The 15,138-nt window shown below is 57.8% G+C and carries 17 protein-coding genes and 1 tRNA gene; 6 read left to right on the top strand and 12 right to left on the bottom strand.

From position 1 onward, the window contains the following. Nucleotides 1-8 precede the first annotated feature (8 nt). The 3 genes from KP808_RS07255 (at nucleotide 9) to KP808_RS07245 (ending at nucleotide 1,945) form a co-directional block, all read left to right on the top strand. Entirely contained in the window at nucleotides 9-893 is an 885-nt protein-coding gene (locus KP808_RS07255) for a copper resistance protein B (protein WP_230017909.1), read from the top strand. 72 nt (nucleotides 894-965) lie between these two features. Continuing rightward, on the top strand, nucleotides 966-1,466 hold the full coding sequence (locus tag KP808_RS07250; RefSeq protein ID WP_002552608.1) for an RNA methyltransferase: 501 nt from the start codon (nucleotides 966-968) through the stop codon (nucleotides 1,464-1,466). Nucleotides 1,467-1,564: 98 nt separating this feature from the next. Then, entirely contained in the window at nucleotides 1,565-1,945 is a 381-nt protein-coding gene (locus tag KP808_RS07245) for a YgaP family membrane protein (RefSeq protein ID WP_054078587.1), read from the top strand. 4 nt (nucleotides 1,946-1,949) lie between these two features. Here the strand turns inward: KP808_RS07245 and KP808_RS07240 are convergent, their stop codons facing one another. Further along, a complete protein-coding gene (locus KP808_RS07240) occupies nucleotides 1,950-2,399 on the bottom strand; it encodes a YcgN family cysteine cluster protein (protein WP_058399761.1) in 450 nt (149 codons plus the stop codon). A 211-nt stretch (nucleotides 2,400-2,610) separates the two neighbouring features. Between KP808_RS07240 and KP808_RS07235 the strand changes: the two genes are divergently transcribed. Further along, nucleotides 2,611-3,204, top strand: a complete 594-nt coding sequence (locus KP808_RS07235) for a nitroreductase family protein (RefSeq protein ID WP_004657710.1) — start codon at nucleotides 2,611-2,613, stop codon at nucleotides 3,202-3,204. Nucleotides 3,205-3,270: 66 nt separating this feature from the next. Here the strand turns inward: KP808_RS07235 and KP808_RS07230 are convergent, their stop codons facing one another. The 6 genes from KP808_RS07230 to gvpU form a co-directional block, all read right to left on the bottom strand. Continuing rightward, entirely contained in the window at nucleotides 3,271-4,203 is a 933-nt protein-coding gene (locus KP808_RS07230; protein WP_004664280.1) for a D-2-hydroxyacid dehydrogenase, read from the bottom strand. A gap of 70 nt (nucleotides 4,204-4,273) precedes the next feature. Continuing rightward, nucleotides 4,274-4,567, bottom strand: coding sequence for a YcgL domain-containing protein (locus tag KP808_RS07225; RefSeq protein WP_003407219.1), 294 nt, complete (start codon nucleotides 4,565-4,567; stop codon nucleotides 4,274-4,276). Next, nucleotides 4,564-5,697, bottom strand: coding sequence for a ribonuclease D (gene rnd, locus KP808_RS07220; protein WP_044323710.1), 1,134 nt, complete (start codon nucleotides 5,695-5,697; stop codon nucleotides 4,564-4,566). Before rnd ends, KP808_RS07225 begins: the two co-directional genes overlap by 4 nt. Before the next feature lie 188 nt (nucleotides 5,698-5,885). Further along, entirely contained in the window at nucleotides 5,886-7,529 is a 1,644-nt protein-coding gene (locus tag KP808_RS07215; protein WP_058399758.1) for a phosphoethanolamine transferase, read from the bottom strand. 235 nt (nucleotides 7,530-7,764) lie between these two features. Further along, a complete protein-coding gene (locus tag KP808_RS07210) occupies nucleotides 7,765-9,456 on the bottom strand; it encodes an NAD-dependent malic enzyme (RefSeq protein WP_230017908.1) in 1,692 nt (563 codons plus the stop codon). A 311-nt stretch (nucleotides 9,457-9,767) separates the two neighbouring features. Then, a complete protein-coding gene (gvpU, locus tag KP808_RS07205) occupies nucleotides 9,768-10,250 on the bottom strand; it encodes a gas vesicle accessory protein GvpU (RefSeq protein ID WP_002552597.1) in 483 nt (160 codons plus the stop codon). Nucleotides 10,251-10,519: 269 nt separating this feature from the next. Between gvpU and KP808_RS07200 the strand changes: the two genes are divergently transcribed. Then, on the top strand, nucleotides 10,520-10,768 hold the full coding sequence (locus KP808_RS07200; protein ID WP_002552596.1) for a CopG family ribbon-helix-helix protein: 249 nt from the start codon (nucleotides 10,520-10,522) through the stop codon (nucleotides 10,766-10,768). Continuing rightward, nucleotides 10,746-11,057, top strand: a complete 312-nt coding sequence (locus tag KP808_RS07195) for a type II toxin-antitoxin system RelE/ParE family toxin (protein WP_058408898.1) — start codon at nucleotides 10,746-10,748, stop codon at nucleotides 11,055-11,057. The genes KP808_RS07200 and KP808_RS07195 overlap by 23 nt, the downstream gene beginning before the upstream one ends. Nucleotides 11,058-11,190: 133 nt before the next feature. Here the strand turns inward: KP808_RS07195 and KP808_RS07190 are convergent. From KP808_RS07190 to dapA, 5 genes are all read right to left on the bottom strand, one after another. Further along, nucleotides 11,191-11,280, bottom strand: a tRNA-Ser gene (locus KP808_RS07190). A 91-nt stretch (nucleotides 11,281-11,371) separates the two neighbouring features. Next, nucleotides 11,372-12,082, bottom strand: a complete 711-nt coding sequence (gene purC / locus KP808_RS07185; RefSeq protein WP_005740975.1) for a phosphoribosylaminoimidazolesuccinocarboxamide synthase — start codon at nucleotides 12,080-12,082, stop codon at nucleotides 11,372-11,374. A 28-nt stretch (nucleotides 12,083-12,110) separates the two neighbouring features. Next, the gene (locus KP808_RS07180; protein WP_230017901.1) at nucleotides 12,111-12,869 is read right to left on the bottom strand and encodes an MBL fold metallo-hydrolase; all 759 of its coding nucleotides are present in this window, start codon (nucleotides 12,867-12,869) and stop codon (nucleotides 12,111-12,113) included. Continuing rightward, nucleotides 12,870-13,988: an outer membrane protein assembly factor BamC gene (gene bamC, locus KP808_RS07175; RefSeq protein WP_058399689.1), complete on the bottom strand. Its 1,119-nt coding sequence runs from the start codon at nucleotides 13,986-13,988 to the stop codon at nucleotides 12,870-12,872. It abuts the gene before it with no gap. An 18-nt stretch (nucleotides 13,989-14,006) separates the two neighbouring features. Next, entirely contained in the window at nucleotides 14,007-14,885 is an 879-nt protein-coding gene (dapA, locus tag KP808_RS07170) for a 4-hydroxy-tetrahydrodipicolinate synthase (protein WP_005782838.1), read from the bottom strand. Nucleotides 14,886-15,138 lie beyond the last annotated feature (253 nt).

The following is a 15,138-nucleotide window of genomic DNA, read 5'->3' as shown; positions in this document are numbered from 1 at the left end:
TTTTACCGGTGAATGGATTGCGCAACTCGTCCTGCCTGCCAACCCTGCTGCTGACGGCAGGCCTGGCCATAACACCTTGGGCAACCACGCTGGCTGCGGGAATGGAAGGCATGGAAGGCATGGATCATGGCAGCCACTCGATGCCTATGGACGCCAGCGAGCACAGTGCCGCCCCCACGCAGAGCCGGACACCAATCCCGCCTGTCACCGACGCCGACCGGGCTGCGGTGTACACCAGCCATAGCGGGCATCAGGTCCACGACAGCGCCATCAACAGTTACTTTCTGGCCGACAAGCTGGAATGGCAGGACGCAAACGACGGCAGCGCGCTGGCCTGGGACCTGTCCGGCTGGATTGGCGGTGATGTCGACCGCTTGCTGTTTCGTTCAGAGGGCGAGCGCAGCAACGGCAAGACCGAGGAGGCGGAAGTCCAGGCGTTATGGGGTCATGCCGTCAGCTCATCGTGGGACGTAGTCGCCGGGGCACGCCAGGACTTCAAACCTGGCGCGCCACAAACCTGGGCGGCTTTCGGCCTGCAAGGGCAGGCGATTTCGGATCTTGATATCGAAGCCACGGCATTTATCGGTGAAGCCGGGCAGACCGCTGCGCGCCTGGAAGCCGACTACGACCTGTTGCTGACCAACAATCTTATTCTTCAGCCCACTGCCGAGCTGAATTTCTACGGCAAGAACGACCCGCAACGCGGCAATGGCTCGGGCCTGTCGACCAGTGAGTTCGGCCTTCGGCTGCGCTATGAAATCACCCCGCAATTCGCTCCTTACGTGGGTGTAACCTGGGATCGGTCCTACGGCAATACTGCCGATTACGCACGCGAAGACGGTGAGGACGTTGCCGACGCGCGGCTGGTCGTCGGTTTACGCATGTGGTTCTGAGCGTCGGAATTGAAAATGGCATTGCTCTGAAGCTGCCGTATAATCCGCGGTTTTCTTCAGAGCACCCTCCCCGTGGCCAATAAACGGTACGCCTGCATCGGTCTTTACAACCCCAAGTCCCCGGAAAATGTCGGCTCCGTCATGCGAGCGGCCGGCTGCTACGGCGTGGCGTCGGTGTTCTATACCGGTAAACGCTATGAGCGTGCGCGGGACTTCATCACCGACACCAAGAAAATCCATCAGGACATCCCGCTGATCGGCATCGAAGACCTCAAGAGCATTCTGCCGCTGGGTTGTATTCCGGTGGCCGTCGAACTGGTGGACGGTGCCCGTGCCCTGCCTGAATACACGCACCCTGACCGCGCGTTGTATATCTTCGGTCCGGAAGACGGCTCGCTCGATCAGGACATTCGCGACTGGTGTGAAGACGTGGTCTATATACCGACCGAGGGCTGCATGAATCTGGCCGCAACCGTCAACGTCGTGCTCTACGACCGCATGGCCAAAGGCATCAATACCCGCTCGGGGCCACAGTTCGGTCGCGAGAAAATCGATCCGGCCAGCGACCGCTGACGGAAAAGCATTGAACCTGTGTCGCGGGCGAACAGTCAGTTTCTCTGAACCGGGTTACTACCTACTTCCTGCGAATTACCGCCTCATGGAGAGCCATCATGCGCGACACCCCGATTATCGAACGCATCGACACACCTGAACTGCTGCAGCGCAACCCTGATCAGAACGTCCACGGCTGGGAGCGCATTGGCTCACTGGCTGGCGGTGTACTGATGATGGGCAAAGGTGTCCGTCGTGGCGGCTTTCTGGGCCTGATCCAACTGGCCATCGGCGGCGCAGTGCTGGCTCGTGGCATCAGCGGTCACTGCTCGGCCAAAAGCCTGGTGGAAAAAGGTCGCAGCGACCTGCACAGCGCCCGCTCGACCATCGAACGTGCCGGTGCCCAGTTGAACAACCTGAAAGACGACGCCGAAAACGCGGTGAAAAACGCTGCCGTCAAAGGCGTGGAAGCGCTGACCGAGCCAAAGCCGGTCGTGTAAACGCTCAACCTGCGCGAAAGATCAGGTAATCCTCCCAGTCGTCTTCGGCCACACTGTTCTCGCTGAGCATGCGGCCGGACTGGGAGATACGCTCGTGATGCACAGCCGTGCGATCACCACACACCAAATGATGCCAGAGCGGCAAATCCTTGCCCTCGCTGACCAGCCGGTAGCCGCAGGTCGGCGGTAGCCATTTGAATTCATCTGCCTGGCCAGGCGTCAGCTGAATACAGTCAGGCACCGACGCACGACGATTGGCGTAGTCGGAGCACTGGCAGGTCTTCAGGTCCAGCAGCTTGCAGGCGATCCGCGTGTAATAAACGCTGTTGTCTTCTTCGTCTTCCAGCTTCTGCAGGCAGCACAAGCCACAGCCATCGCACAACGATTCCCACTCTTCGGTGCTGAGCTGGTCAAGGGTCTTGCGAATCCAGAAGGGTTCAACTTTAGCGGCCATGGTTCGGACAACGGTATCGAAAATGAAAAGGCCGTCAGTCTAGAGGTACAAAGGGTGCGGGCCAAGCACTTGCGACTGCCGGTAGCCGGGACTTGTCAGCGACAGGGCAAAACAGTAGCGTTAACGGGTTTTCCAGTGCGCTCAAGCGATGCCTGCCGACCACGGCCCATCAAGCCACGCTCGTTTTCTACCTTCGCTATCAAGGACTTTCATGAGCACGAACCCTCGCATCGCCGATCACCCTATCGACCCGCAATTCACCGAACGCTGGTCGCCACGCGCGTTCAGCGGCGAAAGCATCGATCAGGAAACCCTGCTGAGCTTTTTCGAAGCCGCACGCTGGGCACCCTCAGCCTACAACACGCAGCCTTGGCGTTTTCTGTATGCACGTCGCGACACGCCTAACTGGGAGCGTTATCTGGGCCTGCTCAACGAGTTCAACCGCAACTGGGCGCAACATGCAGCAGCATTGGTGATCATCGTCTCCAAGACCACCTTCGTCGCACCAGGGGCAACCGAAGAAAGCCCGGCCTTGTGGCACACCTTCGATACCGGCTCGGCCTGGGGTTATCTTGCGCTGCAAGCGAGCCTGAGCGGCTGGCACACCCACGGCATGGCGGGCTTCGATCAGGACCTGACCCGCAAGGAGCTGAACATTCCCGAAGATTACGCACTGCACGCCGCGGTGGCCATTGGCAAGATCGGTGACAAGTCGACACTGCCGGAATACCTGCAAGGCCGCGAAGCACCTAGCCCGCGCAAGCCGCTGGCAGAACTGGCCGCTGAAGGTGATTTTTCGCTGTAACTGACTGTTCTCTGCAATCAATGCCAACGAGCCGACGCCTGAAATGTCGGCTCGTTTGGAACCGCTTCAATAACCTCGCGAAAAATCGACCTCTCCACGCAGTGCTTCTCCAGCCTGAAACGCCTTGAGGTTTTCAACGAAAAGCTCGGTCATGGCCACCGGCGATGTCGGGGCCGAACTATGACCGGTCAACAGCAGACCATAGGCCGTCCAGAATGGATGGCGCTGCGGCAAAGGCTCCTGACGGCACACGTCAATGACCGCACCGGCCAGATGGCCTTCCTTCAACGCCTCGACCAGATCTGCGTCCACAACCGCTACACCGCGCCCGACGTTGATGAACAACGCCGTTGGCTTGAAGCTGGCGAACAGCTTCGCGTCGTACAGGTCGTGTGTCTCAGGTGTATTGGGCAGCAGGTTGATGACGTAATCCATCTCGCCAAGCAGCCGCGTCATGTCTGACAGCGCTGTCACCTCGATGAACGGCGCCTGAGTGCGCGCACTGGAGGCCACGCCGTAGACCTGCACACCGAACGGCAAAAGAAACTCGGCGACACGCTGGCCGATATCACCGGCGCCCACGATCAGTACCTTGCGACCAGACAGGCTCTGGCCAGTACGATTGTCCCACTTGCGCTCGACCTGACTCATCAAACGCGCCAGCACCTCACGCTCGTGGCCGAGCATGTAGGTCAAAACAAATTCAGCCATGACCTGACCGAAAATCCCGACTGCACGCGTCAGGCGATATTCGCGCGACAGGCTGTCGGCCAGCAGTGGCGTGATGCCTGCCCAGGTGGATTGCAGCCACTGAGGCTTGTGCCCTTGACGCAGCAGGTTGGCCATCAGGTCCGGCTGTCCCAGCCAGACCGGGCAATCGCTGGCCATTCGCGACAGCTCGGCAGAGTCGCCCGTGCTGAAGACTTCCAGGTCAGGCGCAGCCTTGCGCAACAATTGGGTGTAAACGTGATAATCGTGCTCGGCAATCAGAACGCGCATGTTTCAAAAACCTTAAAAACAGGACAGGCAGCCCACGGCGATGTGGACTGCTTTACAACGTGAGCAACTATTACATCGGATCGTTGCGGCGCAGCAGCTCTTCCGGCAAATGCTCGATGTAGTCATCTTCGGCAGGGGGCATCTGCAGGTGATAACCCTGGCTGTCGAGATTCTCCAGCACAACATTGATGTCCTCGCGCGACAGCGCACGCTCGGGGCTCAGGACCAGGTCGAATGCATGAACAGGCTTGCCAAACGCGACCAGCAGTTCAGGCGGCACGCGTTTGAGGACATCGCTTTTCAAGACGTAAAGGTACATCTCGTTTCTTTTCGGGCTGCGATAAATCGAGCAGATACGCTTCAAGACTGTTCTCCGGGGGTGGCCAGGCTGTCCAGCAGCGCCTGCCCCATCAACTCGCGACGCCAGCCACGCAGCGAGTCGGGCAATTGGTAAGGACCGTCGGGGTAGCCGCTCTTGAGCAGCGCTTCGAGGGTCTTCTTGCGCAGCATCAACTCTGGAGCCATGTCCAGCTGCTCGGCGTATTGCTGACCGATTGCACGCAGACGCTTGATCGACCCGGCTGCATCAATGGGCAGTGGCTCAGGCAATGCAGGCGGCCACTCTTCTGGTGGAAGCGTGCCTGCGGTCTTTATCAGCTCAAGCAGAAACTCGCCGTCATGGCGAACGGTGCGCGGGTGCATGTCTTCGATACGCCCCAGTGCAGCGAGGTTGTCCGGCTGCGTCTTGGCCAATGGCCACAGCGAGTGCTCGCGCACAATACGGTTGCGCGGCAGGTTGCGGGCGCGCGCCTCGCGCTCACGCCAGGCACACAACTCACGCAGCACCGCCAACTGGGCACGGGACAGTTTCCAGGCCAGTTTGGCCTCACGGTACACCTCGTACGGGTCAACTTCGCGGCGCAGGTTGGCGACCAGTTCGGCACCGTCATCCAGCAGCCAGGCGTATTTGTCATCGGACAAACGCGGGCGCAGGATGGCGAACAGTTCGGCAAGGTGCACTGCATCTTCAGCGGCATAGCTGATCTGCGTTTCCGACAGCGGACGTTGCAGCCAGTCAGAACGGGTTTCGCCCTTGGGCAGGTCGATGTTGAGGACCTCCTGCACCAGACGCGAATAGCCCATGGAAAAACCGAGGTTCAGGTAAGCGGCTGCCAACTGGGTATCAAACAACGGCACCGGCAGGCTGCCAGTCAGACGCAGCAAAACTTCGAGGTCCTCGCTGCACGCGTGCACTACCTTGATGACGTCGGGGTTTTCGAGCAGCGCAGACAGCGGCTGCCAGTCGTTGATCAGCAAAGGATCAATAAGCCAGGCGCTTTGCCCGTCGCCAATCTGCAGCAACGCTGCTATCGGATAAAAAGTATCGACCCGCATAAACTCGGTGTCGAGCGCGACAAAAGGCAGCAACTGCCATTCTGCGCAATGCCGGGCGAGGCTGTCGTCGTCGCGAATCCAGTGAATATCGATGGCCACACGGCTCTCCCTTCAACAATGGCGCGCAGTATATATCGTGATGGGAGATTATCGCGCGTCTGTCGTCCGGGTCTGGCGTATCTTCACGCAAATGACAGACAGGAGGGGCTGTTGCCTGGCAAAAGGGCCAAGGATGATCGCCTCCACGCAGGCGTGGAAACGATCTCTATCCTGAGCAAGCACACATTTTACTGCTTGTCGGCGGCGGCCAGCTCAGTGCGGCACCCGGCAAACATATCCAGGCTTGGGTTGTAGACCTGGGTGTCGACTTTCAACAAGCCGAGCATTGAATGAAAGAGATTGTCCTGGCTCAACGGCGCATTACGCTGTTTGGCCAGGCACTCCGGGCTGACCGCAAAGGACTTCTGGTAGGTATCGGACAACCAGATAAGCATCGGTACATGCTTTTGCTGATCAGGAGCCAGCACATACGGTGTGCCGTGCAAGAACAAGTTGTACTCGCCAAGCGACTCGCCATGGTCCGACAGGTACACCATGGCAGTGTCGACCTTGTTTTGATTGCTGCGCAACAGATCAATCAACGTGGCCAGTACGTGATCGGTATACAACAGTGTGTTGTCGTAGGCATTGACGATGCTGTCCCGGCTGCAATTGTTCAAGGCATTGCTTTCACACACCGGCGTAAACTTTTCAAACTCTTTAGGGTAACGCTTGAAGTATTCAGGGCCATGGCTGCCCATCTGGTGCAGGACCAGAACAGTGTCCTTGTCGAGGCTATCGATAAACCCCTGCAGGTTTTGCAACAGTATCTCGTCGCGGCATTCGTGGCTGTTGCACAGCAGCGGGTCCTTGAGATTACTGACATCCTGGAAGGTCACTCGATCACAGGTCCCTTTGCAGCCCGCCTGATTATCACGCCATACCACTTCTATACCGGCACGTTTCAGGACATCCAGCAAACCTTCCTGATTACGGGCCTTGGTTGCGTTGTAGTTCTTGCGACCCATGTTGGAGAACATGCACGGCACCGACACTGCGGTTTCGGTGCCACACGAGTAAACATCGGTAAACGCCACCAACCCGCTCTCCTTGTTGAGGTTGGGCGTGGTATCGCGGCCATAGCCAAGAATCCCGAAGTTTTCGGCACGGGCACTTTCGCCCACCACCAGTACGGTCAACGACTTGCGGGCATGCGTGGCCCAGTCAGCCGACCGTTTGGCGTCCTCGCCAATCTTGACGAACGGGCGCTGTGCGGAGATCACCTGCTCGCTCAGGTAGCCAATCGAGGCACCGATGTAATTGCTTGGCACGACCATCAGGCGCAATTCGTGATGGTTGCGGAACAACGAGGACAAGCCTTGATAATTCGCCAGCGCAACGCCGCCTATTGCCACGCAACAGACCACACCTACCACCAGCTTGCTGAACAGTTCCAGGTGCCAGCGACGGTAGCTGATCGGCAGTTTCCACAGAATCAGCGAAGGCAGTACACCCAACAGAACGATATACAACGCCAGTTTAAAAGACAGTAGCCCCTGCACTTCCGTCACGTTGGTTTCGGCGAAGTTTCGGAACATCCCGGCGTCAATCATGACACCGTACTCGGTCATGAAATACACCACCCCGGCGCTGATCATAAACAGAGCGATCACCACGGGTTTAAACACACGACGAAATGCCAACAGCGTCAGAACGATATTGAATACGCAGAAAATCATCAGCCCGAACGCAAAGCGCATGGCCAGGCCTTTGGCATCGGAGCTGGTAATCGCGAAAAGATGCTGCCACAGATTTATATTGAAACCCAGTAACAGAAAGGCACTGGCAAGTAAGGTAACAACCTCTGGACGAACAGTTCTGGGTGTCGGCATCGTGGTCTGCTTATCGAATTAATATGCATCGGGCATTCAGGAGCCAGGTAACTCCCCGATGGCGCGCACTCTAGGCAGCGCTTCATCAATTTTATGTGAAAACGGTGAGAGGATCGGGTGAATGAAGCTTATTTCACCGTGAAGCAATACCCGCCCATGAACGTGCACTTACCCCGCCAACAAAGCGTCTGCGCAAGCAAGCTCGCGCAGACGCTGTCACTCTAGAAACGCTCGATCAGACCGAGCGACGGCGATAGGCACGATAGCCCGGCAACCAGAAATTACGTTCGATGGTTTCAAGCAGTGCCTCTTCGGAGGTTTCCAGTGCCAAGCCTTCAGCCTGGGCCTCTTTGGCAACAGCCAGGGCAATTTTACGGCTCACCTGCTGGATCTCCTTGAGCGGCGGCAACACCGCATCGCCCTGCCCCGTGACCATCGGCGAACACTCGGCCAGCGCATTGGATGCCGCCATCAGCATACGGTCGGTGATGCGCGACGCCTTGCAAGCCACCACGCCGAGGCCGATGCCCGGAAAGATATAGGAGTTGTTGCACTGAGCGATGTGCACGGTGCGACCGTTGATCTCCACCGGCGCGAACGGACTGCCGGTAGCAACCAGCGCATTGCCATCCGTCCAGCGCAGGATTTCTTCCGGCGTGGCTTCTACCTTGGAAGTCGGATTGGATAGCGGCATTACCAGTGGTTTGGCGCAATGTTTGTGCAGTTCGCGAATCACTTGCTCGGTGAACAGACCACGCTGCCCGGACACGCCGATCAACACCGTGGCCCCGGCGTTCGTCACCACGTCGAGCAACTGCGGGAAGGCTTCTGTGCCAGCAGTCCAGCCAGACACATCGGCGGTCTTCTGCGCCAGACGCTTCTGGAAATCGAGCAGGTTGTCCATACCCTCGGTCAGCAGGCCGAAGCGATCAACCATGAAGATTCGTTTGCGCGCTTCGCTTTCACTCAGGCCTTCAATTCGCATCGCTGCGATGATGTGCTCGGCGATCCCGCAGCCCGCCGAACCGGCACCGACAAACACCACCTTCTGCTGGCCGAGGGTTTCATTCTTGGCCTTGCAGGCCGCCAGCAACGTACCCACGGCAACCGACGCGGTGCCCTGGATGTCATCGTTGAAGCAGCACAGCTCGTCCCGATACTTTTCGAGCAGCGGCATGGCGTTGGACTGGGCAAAATCTTCAAACTGCAACAGCACGTCCGGCCAGCGACGCTGCACCGCGTCGATGAACAGCGCGATGAAGTCCTCGTATTCCTTGCCCGATACCCGCTCGTGACGCCAGCCCATGTACATCGGGTCATCCAGCAGCTCACGGTTGTTGGTGCCGACATCCAGCACGATCGGCAGCGTGTACGCCGGACTGATCCCGCCACAGGCGGTGTACAGCGACAGTTTGCCAATCGGAATGCCCATGCCGCCGATGCCCTGGTCGCCCAGACCGAGAATTCGCTCGCTGTCGGTCACGACAATGATTTTGATCCGGTCCTTGGTGGCGCTACGCAGAATGTCATCGATGCGGTCGCGCTCGGGATAGGAAATGAACAGGCCACGGTGCGTGCGGTAGATCTTGGAGAATTCCTGACACGCCTGACCCACCGTCGGGGTGTAAATGATCGGCAGCATCTCGTCCAGATGAGAGTCCAACAGGCGGAAAAACAGGGTTTCGTTGTTGTCCTGGATCGAACGCAGGTAGATATGCTTGTCCAGATCGCTCGCGCACTGCTTGTACTGGCTGTAGACCCGGGTGACTTGCTCTTCGATGGTCTCTACGTTCTGCGGCAGCAACCCGATCAGATTGAATTCGACCCGCTCTTGCGGGGTGAAGGCACTGCCTTTGTTCAGCAGGGGCATTTCCAGCAGTGCGGGTCCTGCGTAGGAAATGTACAAAGGTCGCGAAGTTTTGGTCATTTTCTCTAATCGCCTTTTTCGTCTACTCATTAATTCTTTACGTCGACCGGGGCGGGCAGCCTGGCTCGTTTCTTGTTATTTTTTCTTGTAGCCAGTTCTCTATCAGGCCATGCCGAAAACCATTCGGCGTGTAAGGTCAGGGCGAACATATTACCCGGCTAAAGGCCCATTGCGACATTTTGTCGCGCAAAGAATGGCTAAGTGACGCTACTACCGGCGCAGCTTTCCAGACCAGCGGGTGCACATAGCACGCTGGAGACCATCATCAGAATGGATGAGAACGCCCCGACGAAAGCCGGGGCCTGAAAAGGTCAGGACACGCCTGGTTTTTCAGCGATGAGCCCGATGGTGAAGCCGTCCACCGCCGAGATCCTGCCGCGCCACAGCACACCTGCGTCGCAAATCGGATTACCGTCAGTGGAATAGGTCCGGCAATCCTTCAAGTGAATGAAATGGAATGCTGGCGTGTCTTCGGAAGACTCTCCCGGCTTGAAGGACAGAATCATTTCTTTCATCGTCGCGTCAGTGCCATTGGCAAACGAACTGAACGGCGCCGAAATATCGTCTGCCAACTGCTCAAAATAGGTGTCGTGAGAAATCAGATGCCCGGAAACCAGATTCCCGCCCACCGACAGCGTCACGCCCAGCTCCACCTTGGTGTTTGCGACAAACTTGACCAGCCATTGCAGCAACCAGTCGATCTGCTTGCCCTGCCACTTGAACTGGGCAATCACGTCATCATGGCTCTGACTGGGAGAGGGTTGCGACTTTTGTACCTGATCTACGTCCGACATCTGATAGCTCCTCGCCTCACAAAACGTTGAACCCAAGGTATAGATCAGAAAGGGCTAAAGGGGAAACCGGGAGGAGTGAATAGTTTGGGGTTGGTGATGGGGGCTTGATCGTTCTGACTTTGTTCAGCCGTTAGGGGTGGCTGTCGATTTTCCAAAAATGAATAGCAACTCGGCGAAAAGCAGACAAATCTGTTGCATGATCAAGGTATCAAGTATACGTTCCAAGCCTCTGTATACATTGTTTACAACCACCATCCGTGGAGGCCGATATGGCATCGCCTGTTTTGTCATTCCGTGTTGAAGAAGGCTTGGTCGAAATGCTTGACCAGCTAGCGCTTGCCACGGACCGTGATCGTCAGTACCACCTGAAACGTGCTTTGTCTCGCTATGTCGAAGCAGAAGCCTGGCACCTGAAAGCCATTGACGAAGGCTTGGCCGACATTGATGCAGGAAAGACGATCAATCTGGAAACGGTTAAAGCCAAGTGGGTAGCACGTGCCGCAAATCGAGTTAAGTGAAAAAGCCGATAGCGATCTTGAAGCGATTCATGAGCATTATGCTGGGCTGATGGGCCATCAGAGAGCTGACGAAGTCGTAGCCACTATTCTTGAGTCCATTGAGCAGCTCGCAACGTTTACAGGGATGGGACGCCCTTCCCAAGCCCCTGACGTGCGCGAGCTGGTACTTACTCGCTACCCCTTTTTAGTGAGTTATGTGGTTCGCAGCCAGGTCGTATTCATCGTCCGCGTGCTGCACGAGCGGAACGAGCGCCTGAACACTCCAAAAATCCTGGACCAATTCAGCTAGTTCTGACCGGCCAGTTATCGTCGACTGCGGAAAAAGGGAGTCGGAGAAGGGGCAAATCGGGGAAAGGGAGAGGTAGTACAGCCCAAAAACAAAAAACCCCGTGAATCAAAGATTCACAGGGCTTTTCAAATAATGGCGGAGAGATAGGGATTCGAACCCTAGGTACCGGTGAAGGTACAACGGATTTCGAATCCGTCCCATTCGGCCACTCTGGCATCTCTCCAACGGCGCGCATCATAACAGCATCAACGCAGAAGGCGAAGCCCTTCTGCTGTTTTTTTTCGTGCTATCAAGCGCTTGCGTGTTTTTTCCGCTTACAGCGGCACGCCCAGACGGTTTGCGACTTCTTCGTAAGCTTCGATAACGTCGCCCAGACCCTGACGGAAGCGGTCCTTGTCCATTTTCTTGCGGGTATCCTTGTCCCAGAGGCGGCAGCCGTCCGGGCTGAATTCGTCGCCGAGGACGATTTCGCCGTGGAATACGCCGAATTCGAGCTTGAAGTCGACCAGCAGCAGGCCAGCGTCGTCGAACAGTTTGGTCAGGACTTCATTGACCTTGATCGACAGCTCTTTCATGCGAACCAGTTGTTCCGCAGTGCCCCAGCCGAATGCCACAACGTGGGATTCGTTGATGAACGGGTCGCCCTTGGCGTCGTCCTTGAGAAACAGTTCGAAGGTGTACGGATTGAGCTTGGTGCCCTCTTCGATGCCCAGGCGCTTGACCAGGCTGCCAGCGGCGTAGTTACGCACGACGCATTCGACCGGGATCATGTCCAGCTTCTTGACCAGGCACTCGTTGTCGCCCAGCAGCTTGTCGAATTGGGTCGGAATACCCGCTTCTTCAAGCTTCTGCATGATGAAGGCGTTGAACTTGTTGTTCACCATGCCTTTACGGTCCAGTTGTTCGATGCGCTTGCCGTCGAACGCCGAAGTGTCGTTACGGAACAGCAGGATCAAGCGGTCAGCGTCGTCGGTCTTGTAAACCGATTTGGCTTTGCCGCGGTAGAGTTCTTCACGTTTTTCCATGATGGGCTCCGCTTGCTAAGTAGTTGGGCTAGGCGATATGTCGCCAGTCGAGCCCTGAATCTTGATCGGCCAGTTGCAGCCAGTCCGGGTCGCACCCAAGGGTGTCGACAAAACATTGCCGGGCCAGATGCGGCAGGTTGTTCTTGCTGCTCAGATGCGCCAGCACCAGGTGCTGAAGGTCCTGCCATCCCAGCTCGCTCACCAGGCTGGCGGCCTGATGATTGTTCAAATGACCTGTTTCACAGCCAACGCGCTGCTTGAGAAAGACCGGATACTGGCCTCGGGCAAGCATGTCGCGACAGTGATTGGCCTCGATCATCAAGGCATCCAGGCCTTGATAACGCTGCAATACGTTGGAGCAGTAAGAGCCCAGGTCGGTCAGCAGACCGAAGCGGCGCTTGCCGTCATTGAAGACAAACTGCGTCGGTTCAAGCGCATCATGGACGACAGACACCACATCGATGCCCAGTGCGCCCACCTGCAAGCTCTCCCCGCCCGCCAGCAAACCGGCAACTTCAACCGGTTTGCGCATACCGCGCAAGGTGCCGCTGCTGAGGTAGACCGGCACATTGTAGCGCCGCGACAGCAAACCCACGCCATGCACATGATCGGCATGTTCGTGGGTTACCAGAATAGCGCTCAGCTGGCTTGCAGCGACGCCCAGACGAGCCAGGCGCCGCTCGGTTTCCCGCAGGGAGAAACCGCAATCGACCAGTACGTACGTATCGTTGCTTGCGACCAGCGTGCCGTTGCCACGACTGCCGCTGCCGAGAACCGCGAAACGCACTTAACCCAGGTTGTCTTGAATAACGCTCAACACCCGACGCGCGATATCCGCAGGCGCAACGGTGTTGATGTTCTTCTCGACGGTCACTTGAACGTTGTCACCCACCTTGCTCAGGCGAACCTGATAACGCTCGGCACGGGCATCGATCTCTTCCTTGCTCGACTTGCTGCCAAACAGGCGACCGAAGAAACCAGGCTCGTTTTCAGGCGTTTTGGCCTTTTCGGCCAAGTTGATGTAGTACAGACCCAGGCTGCGGTTGATGTCCTCGACGCGCCAGTCACCCTGATCCAGCGCGCGGCCGACACTCGACCACGCACGGTCGAGATCGGCACCGAGGTTCAATACCGGGTTGCCGCTACCGTCTTCGCTCAAGGCAACACGGCTCGGGGTGTCATAGTCACGCGCTGCCAGCAGGGAAATCGAACCGCCCTTTTCAGCGTTGCGGCCCATGCTGGCCAGCAGGTCGTCGGTCAGCGCGGCATCAAGGCCGAGATTGGTGGTACGGGTCGGGAACGCCACATCGGCCGTGCTGCCGGCAGGACGCTCGACGCTGACCACGTAGACTTCACTGGTATTGCGCTGCACGCCCGGCTCGATGCGAACACGTACACGGGTTTCCGAGTCGGCCGAGACGCCTGCAGCGCTCAGACGCTTGGCCACCGAAGCGGACAGCTCATCGAGGCGCTGCCACGAGGAGCTGAATTCGCCCGTCTGTGGACGCTCTTCGGCGATACGGAAACCGTTGTCTTCGAAATACTGGTGGGCCACCGGCCAGACTTCGGCCGGCTGACGCTGAGCCAGGATCCAGTGAGCATCACCACTCTTCTGCAGGCTGAAGTCGCTCGACTCGGAAGTCGTGCCCAGCGGCTGAGGACGCGGCACGGTGTACTCGCCGTCTTTCTGAGTGCTGTCAGCCACATTGCGCGGGATCGGCAGCAACGGGTCCAGGCGCTTGACGCCGGACACATCGGCAGGCACCTGCATGGGTGGGGTCTGGGTGGCCTGGAGGTAATCGCTACCGCGATCACGGAAGTAACCATCTTCGCCCCAGAGCCAACCGCAACCGCTGGTGCTGGAGATAATAAGAGCAAGTGCGGAAAGTCCGGCCAATCGCTTCATTGCGTGATACTTCCTCAATTAAACCAGGACGCCGGACTGGCGCAGGGCCTGACGCAGCGGTTCGTGACAGGCTTCGCTGAGCCAGGTAAGCGGCAGACGGATACCGGCTGGCATCTTACCCATTTCATGCAAGGCCCACTTCACGGGGATAGGGTTGGATTCGATAAACAGGGTGTTGTTGAGCGGCATGAGCTTTTCGTGAATCGCCCGCGCCGTCTCGGCATCGCCACGCATGGCCGCTTCGCACAGATCGCTCATGAGGCGCGGTGCAACGTTGGCAGTGACGGAAATATTGCCCTTGCCGCCCAGCAGCATCAATTCGACTGCCGTAGCGTCGTCACCGGAGTACACCAGAAAATCACTGCTGACGCTGGCCAGAATGTCCTTGGCGCGCTGCAGGTTGCCGGTGGCTTCCTTGATGCCGATGATGTTTTTTACCGCAGACAGACGCGCAACAGTCTCTGGCAGCATGTCGCAGGCCGTACGGCCCGGCACGTTGTAGAGGATCTGCGGGATGTCTACGGCATTGGCGATGTGGCTGAAATGCTGAAACAGGCCTTCTTGCGTCGGCTTGTTGTAATAAGGCGTTACCAGCAGGCACGCATCGGCGCCAGCGGTCTTGGCGTTGGTGGTCAGCTCGACGGCTTCGCGCGTCGAGTTGGCGCCTGTACCGGCGATGACCGGAATACGTCCTGCAACCTGGGCAACCACACGGCGGATGACCTCGATGTGTTCGCTCACATCCAGCGTCGCCGATTCACCGGTGGTGCCGACGGCAACAATGGCGTTGGTGCCCTCTTGCAAGTGGAAGTCAACCAGTTTGCTCAGGCTGTCCCAGTCCAGACGACCTTGTGCATCCATTGGTGTGACCAGTGCCACCATACTGCCCGCAATCATGCAACCGCTCCTGCCGGAAAAAGAGAGCCGTAATGGTACTGGCGCTATCAGCCTTGTACAAGCGAAGTACCGCGCTCTGAGCATTCCCCTGAGCGATGGTTTTCGCTACCCTTCGTCCTTTGATCGGTACTGGTCACCTGCGCACCTCGCTCAATCGGTCGAATTTGTCGCCAGAAGCCCTGCCCCAGTGCACTCCAGCCCCGTCATGGTACTTCCATGCAAGGCAGGCGCTCCGGGACCCGGGAAGGTATCT

The sequence above is a fragment of the Pseudomonas savastanoi genome (assembly GCF_020917325.1).
Classification (GTDB): domain Bacteria; phylum Pseudomonadota; class Gammaproteobacteria; order Pseudomonadales; family Pseudomonadaceae; genus Aquipseudomonas; species Aquipseudomonas amygdali.
Note: the sequence above shows the minus strand (reverse complement) of the source record. Positions and strands in the feature narration are given on the sequence as shown.

What these genes read in the sequence shown, in the direction of transcription:
- purC (WP_005740975.1), bottom strand. Translation starts at nt 12,082, where the DNA reads ATGGAAAAACGTGAAGAACTCTACCGCGGCAAAGCCAAATCGGTTTAC.
- KP808_RS07245 (WP_054078587.1), top strand. Translation starts at nt 1,565, where the DNA reads ATGCGCGACACCCCGATTATCGAACGCATCGACACACCTGAACTGCTG.
- KP808_RS07230 (WP_004664280.1), bottom strand. Translation starts at nt 4,203, where the DNA reads ATGCGCGTTCTGATTGCCGAGCACGATTATCACGTTTACACCCAATTG.
- dapA (WP_005782838.1), bottom strand. Translation starts at nt 14,885, where the DNA reads ATGATTGCGGGCAGTATGGTGGCACTGGTCACACCAATGGATGCACAA.
- bamC (WP_058399689.1), bottom strand. Translation starts at nt 13,988, where the DNA reads ATGAAGCGATTGGCCGGACTTTCCGCACTTGCTCTTATTATCTCCAGC.
- KP808_RS07235 (WP_004657710.1), top strand. Translation starts at nt 2,611, where the DNA reads ATGAGCACGAACCCTCGCATCGCCGATCACCCTATCGACCCGCAATTC.
- KP808_RS07240 (WP_058399761.1), bottom strand. Translation starts at nt 2,399, where the DNA reads ATGGCCGCTAAAGTTGAACCCTTCTGGATTCGCAAGACCCTTGACCAG.
- gvpU (WP_002552597.1), bottom strand. Translation starts at nt 10,250, where the DNA reads ATGTCGGACGTAGATCAGGTACAAAAGTCGCAACCCTCTCCCAGTCAG.
- KP808_RS07210 (WP_230017908.1), bottom strand. Translation starts at nt 9,456, where the DNA reads ATGACCAAAACTTCGCGACCTTTGTACATTTCCTACGCAGGACCCGCA.
- KP808_RS07215 (WP_058399758.1), bottom strand. Translation starts at nt 7,529, where the DNA reads ATGCCGACACCCAGAACTGTTCGTCCAGAGGTTGTTACCTTACTTGCC.
- KP808_RS07200 (WP_002552596.1), top strand. Translation starts at nt 10,520, where the DNA reads ATGGCATCGCCTGTTTTGTCATTCCGTGTTGAAGAAGGCTTGGTCGAA.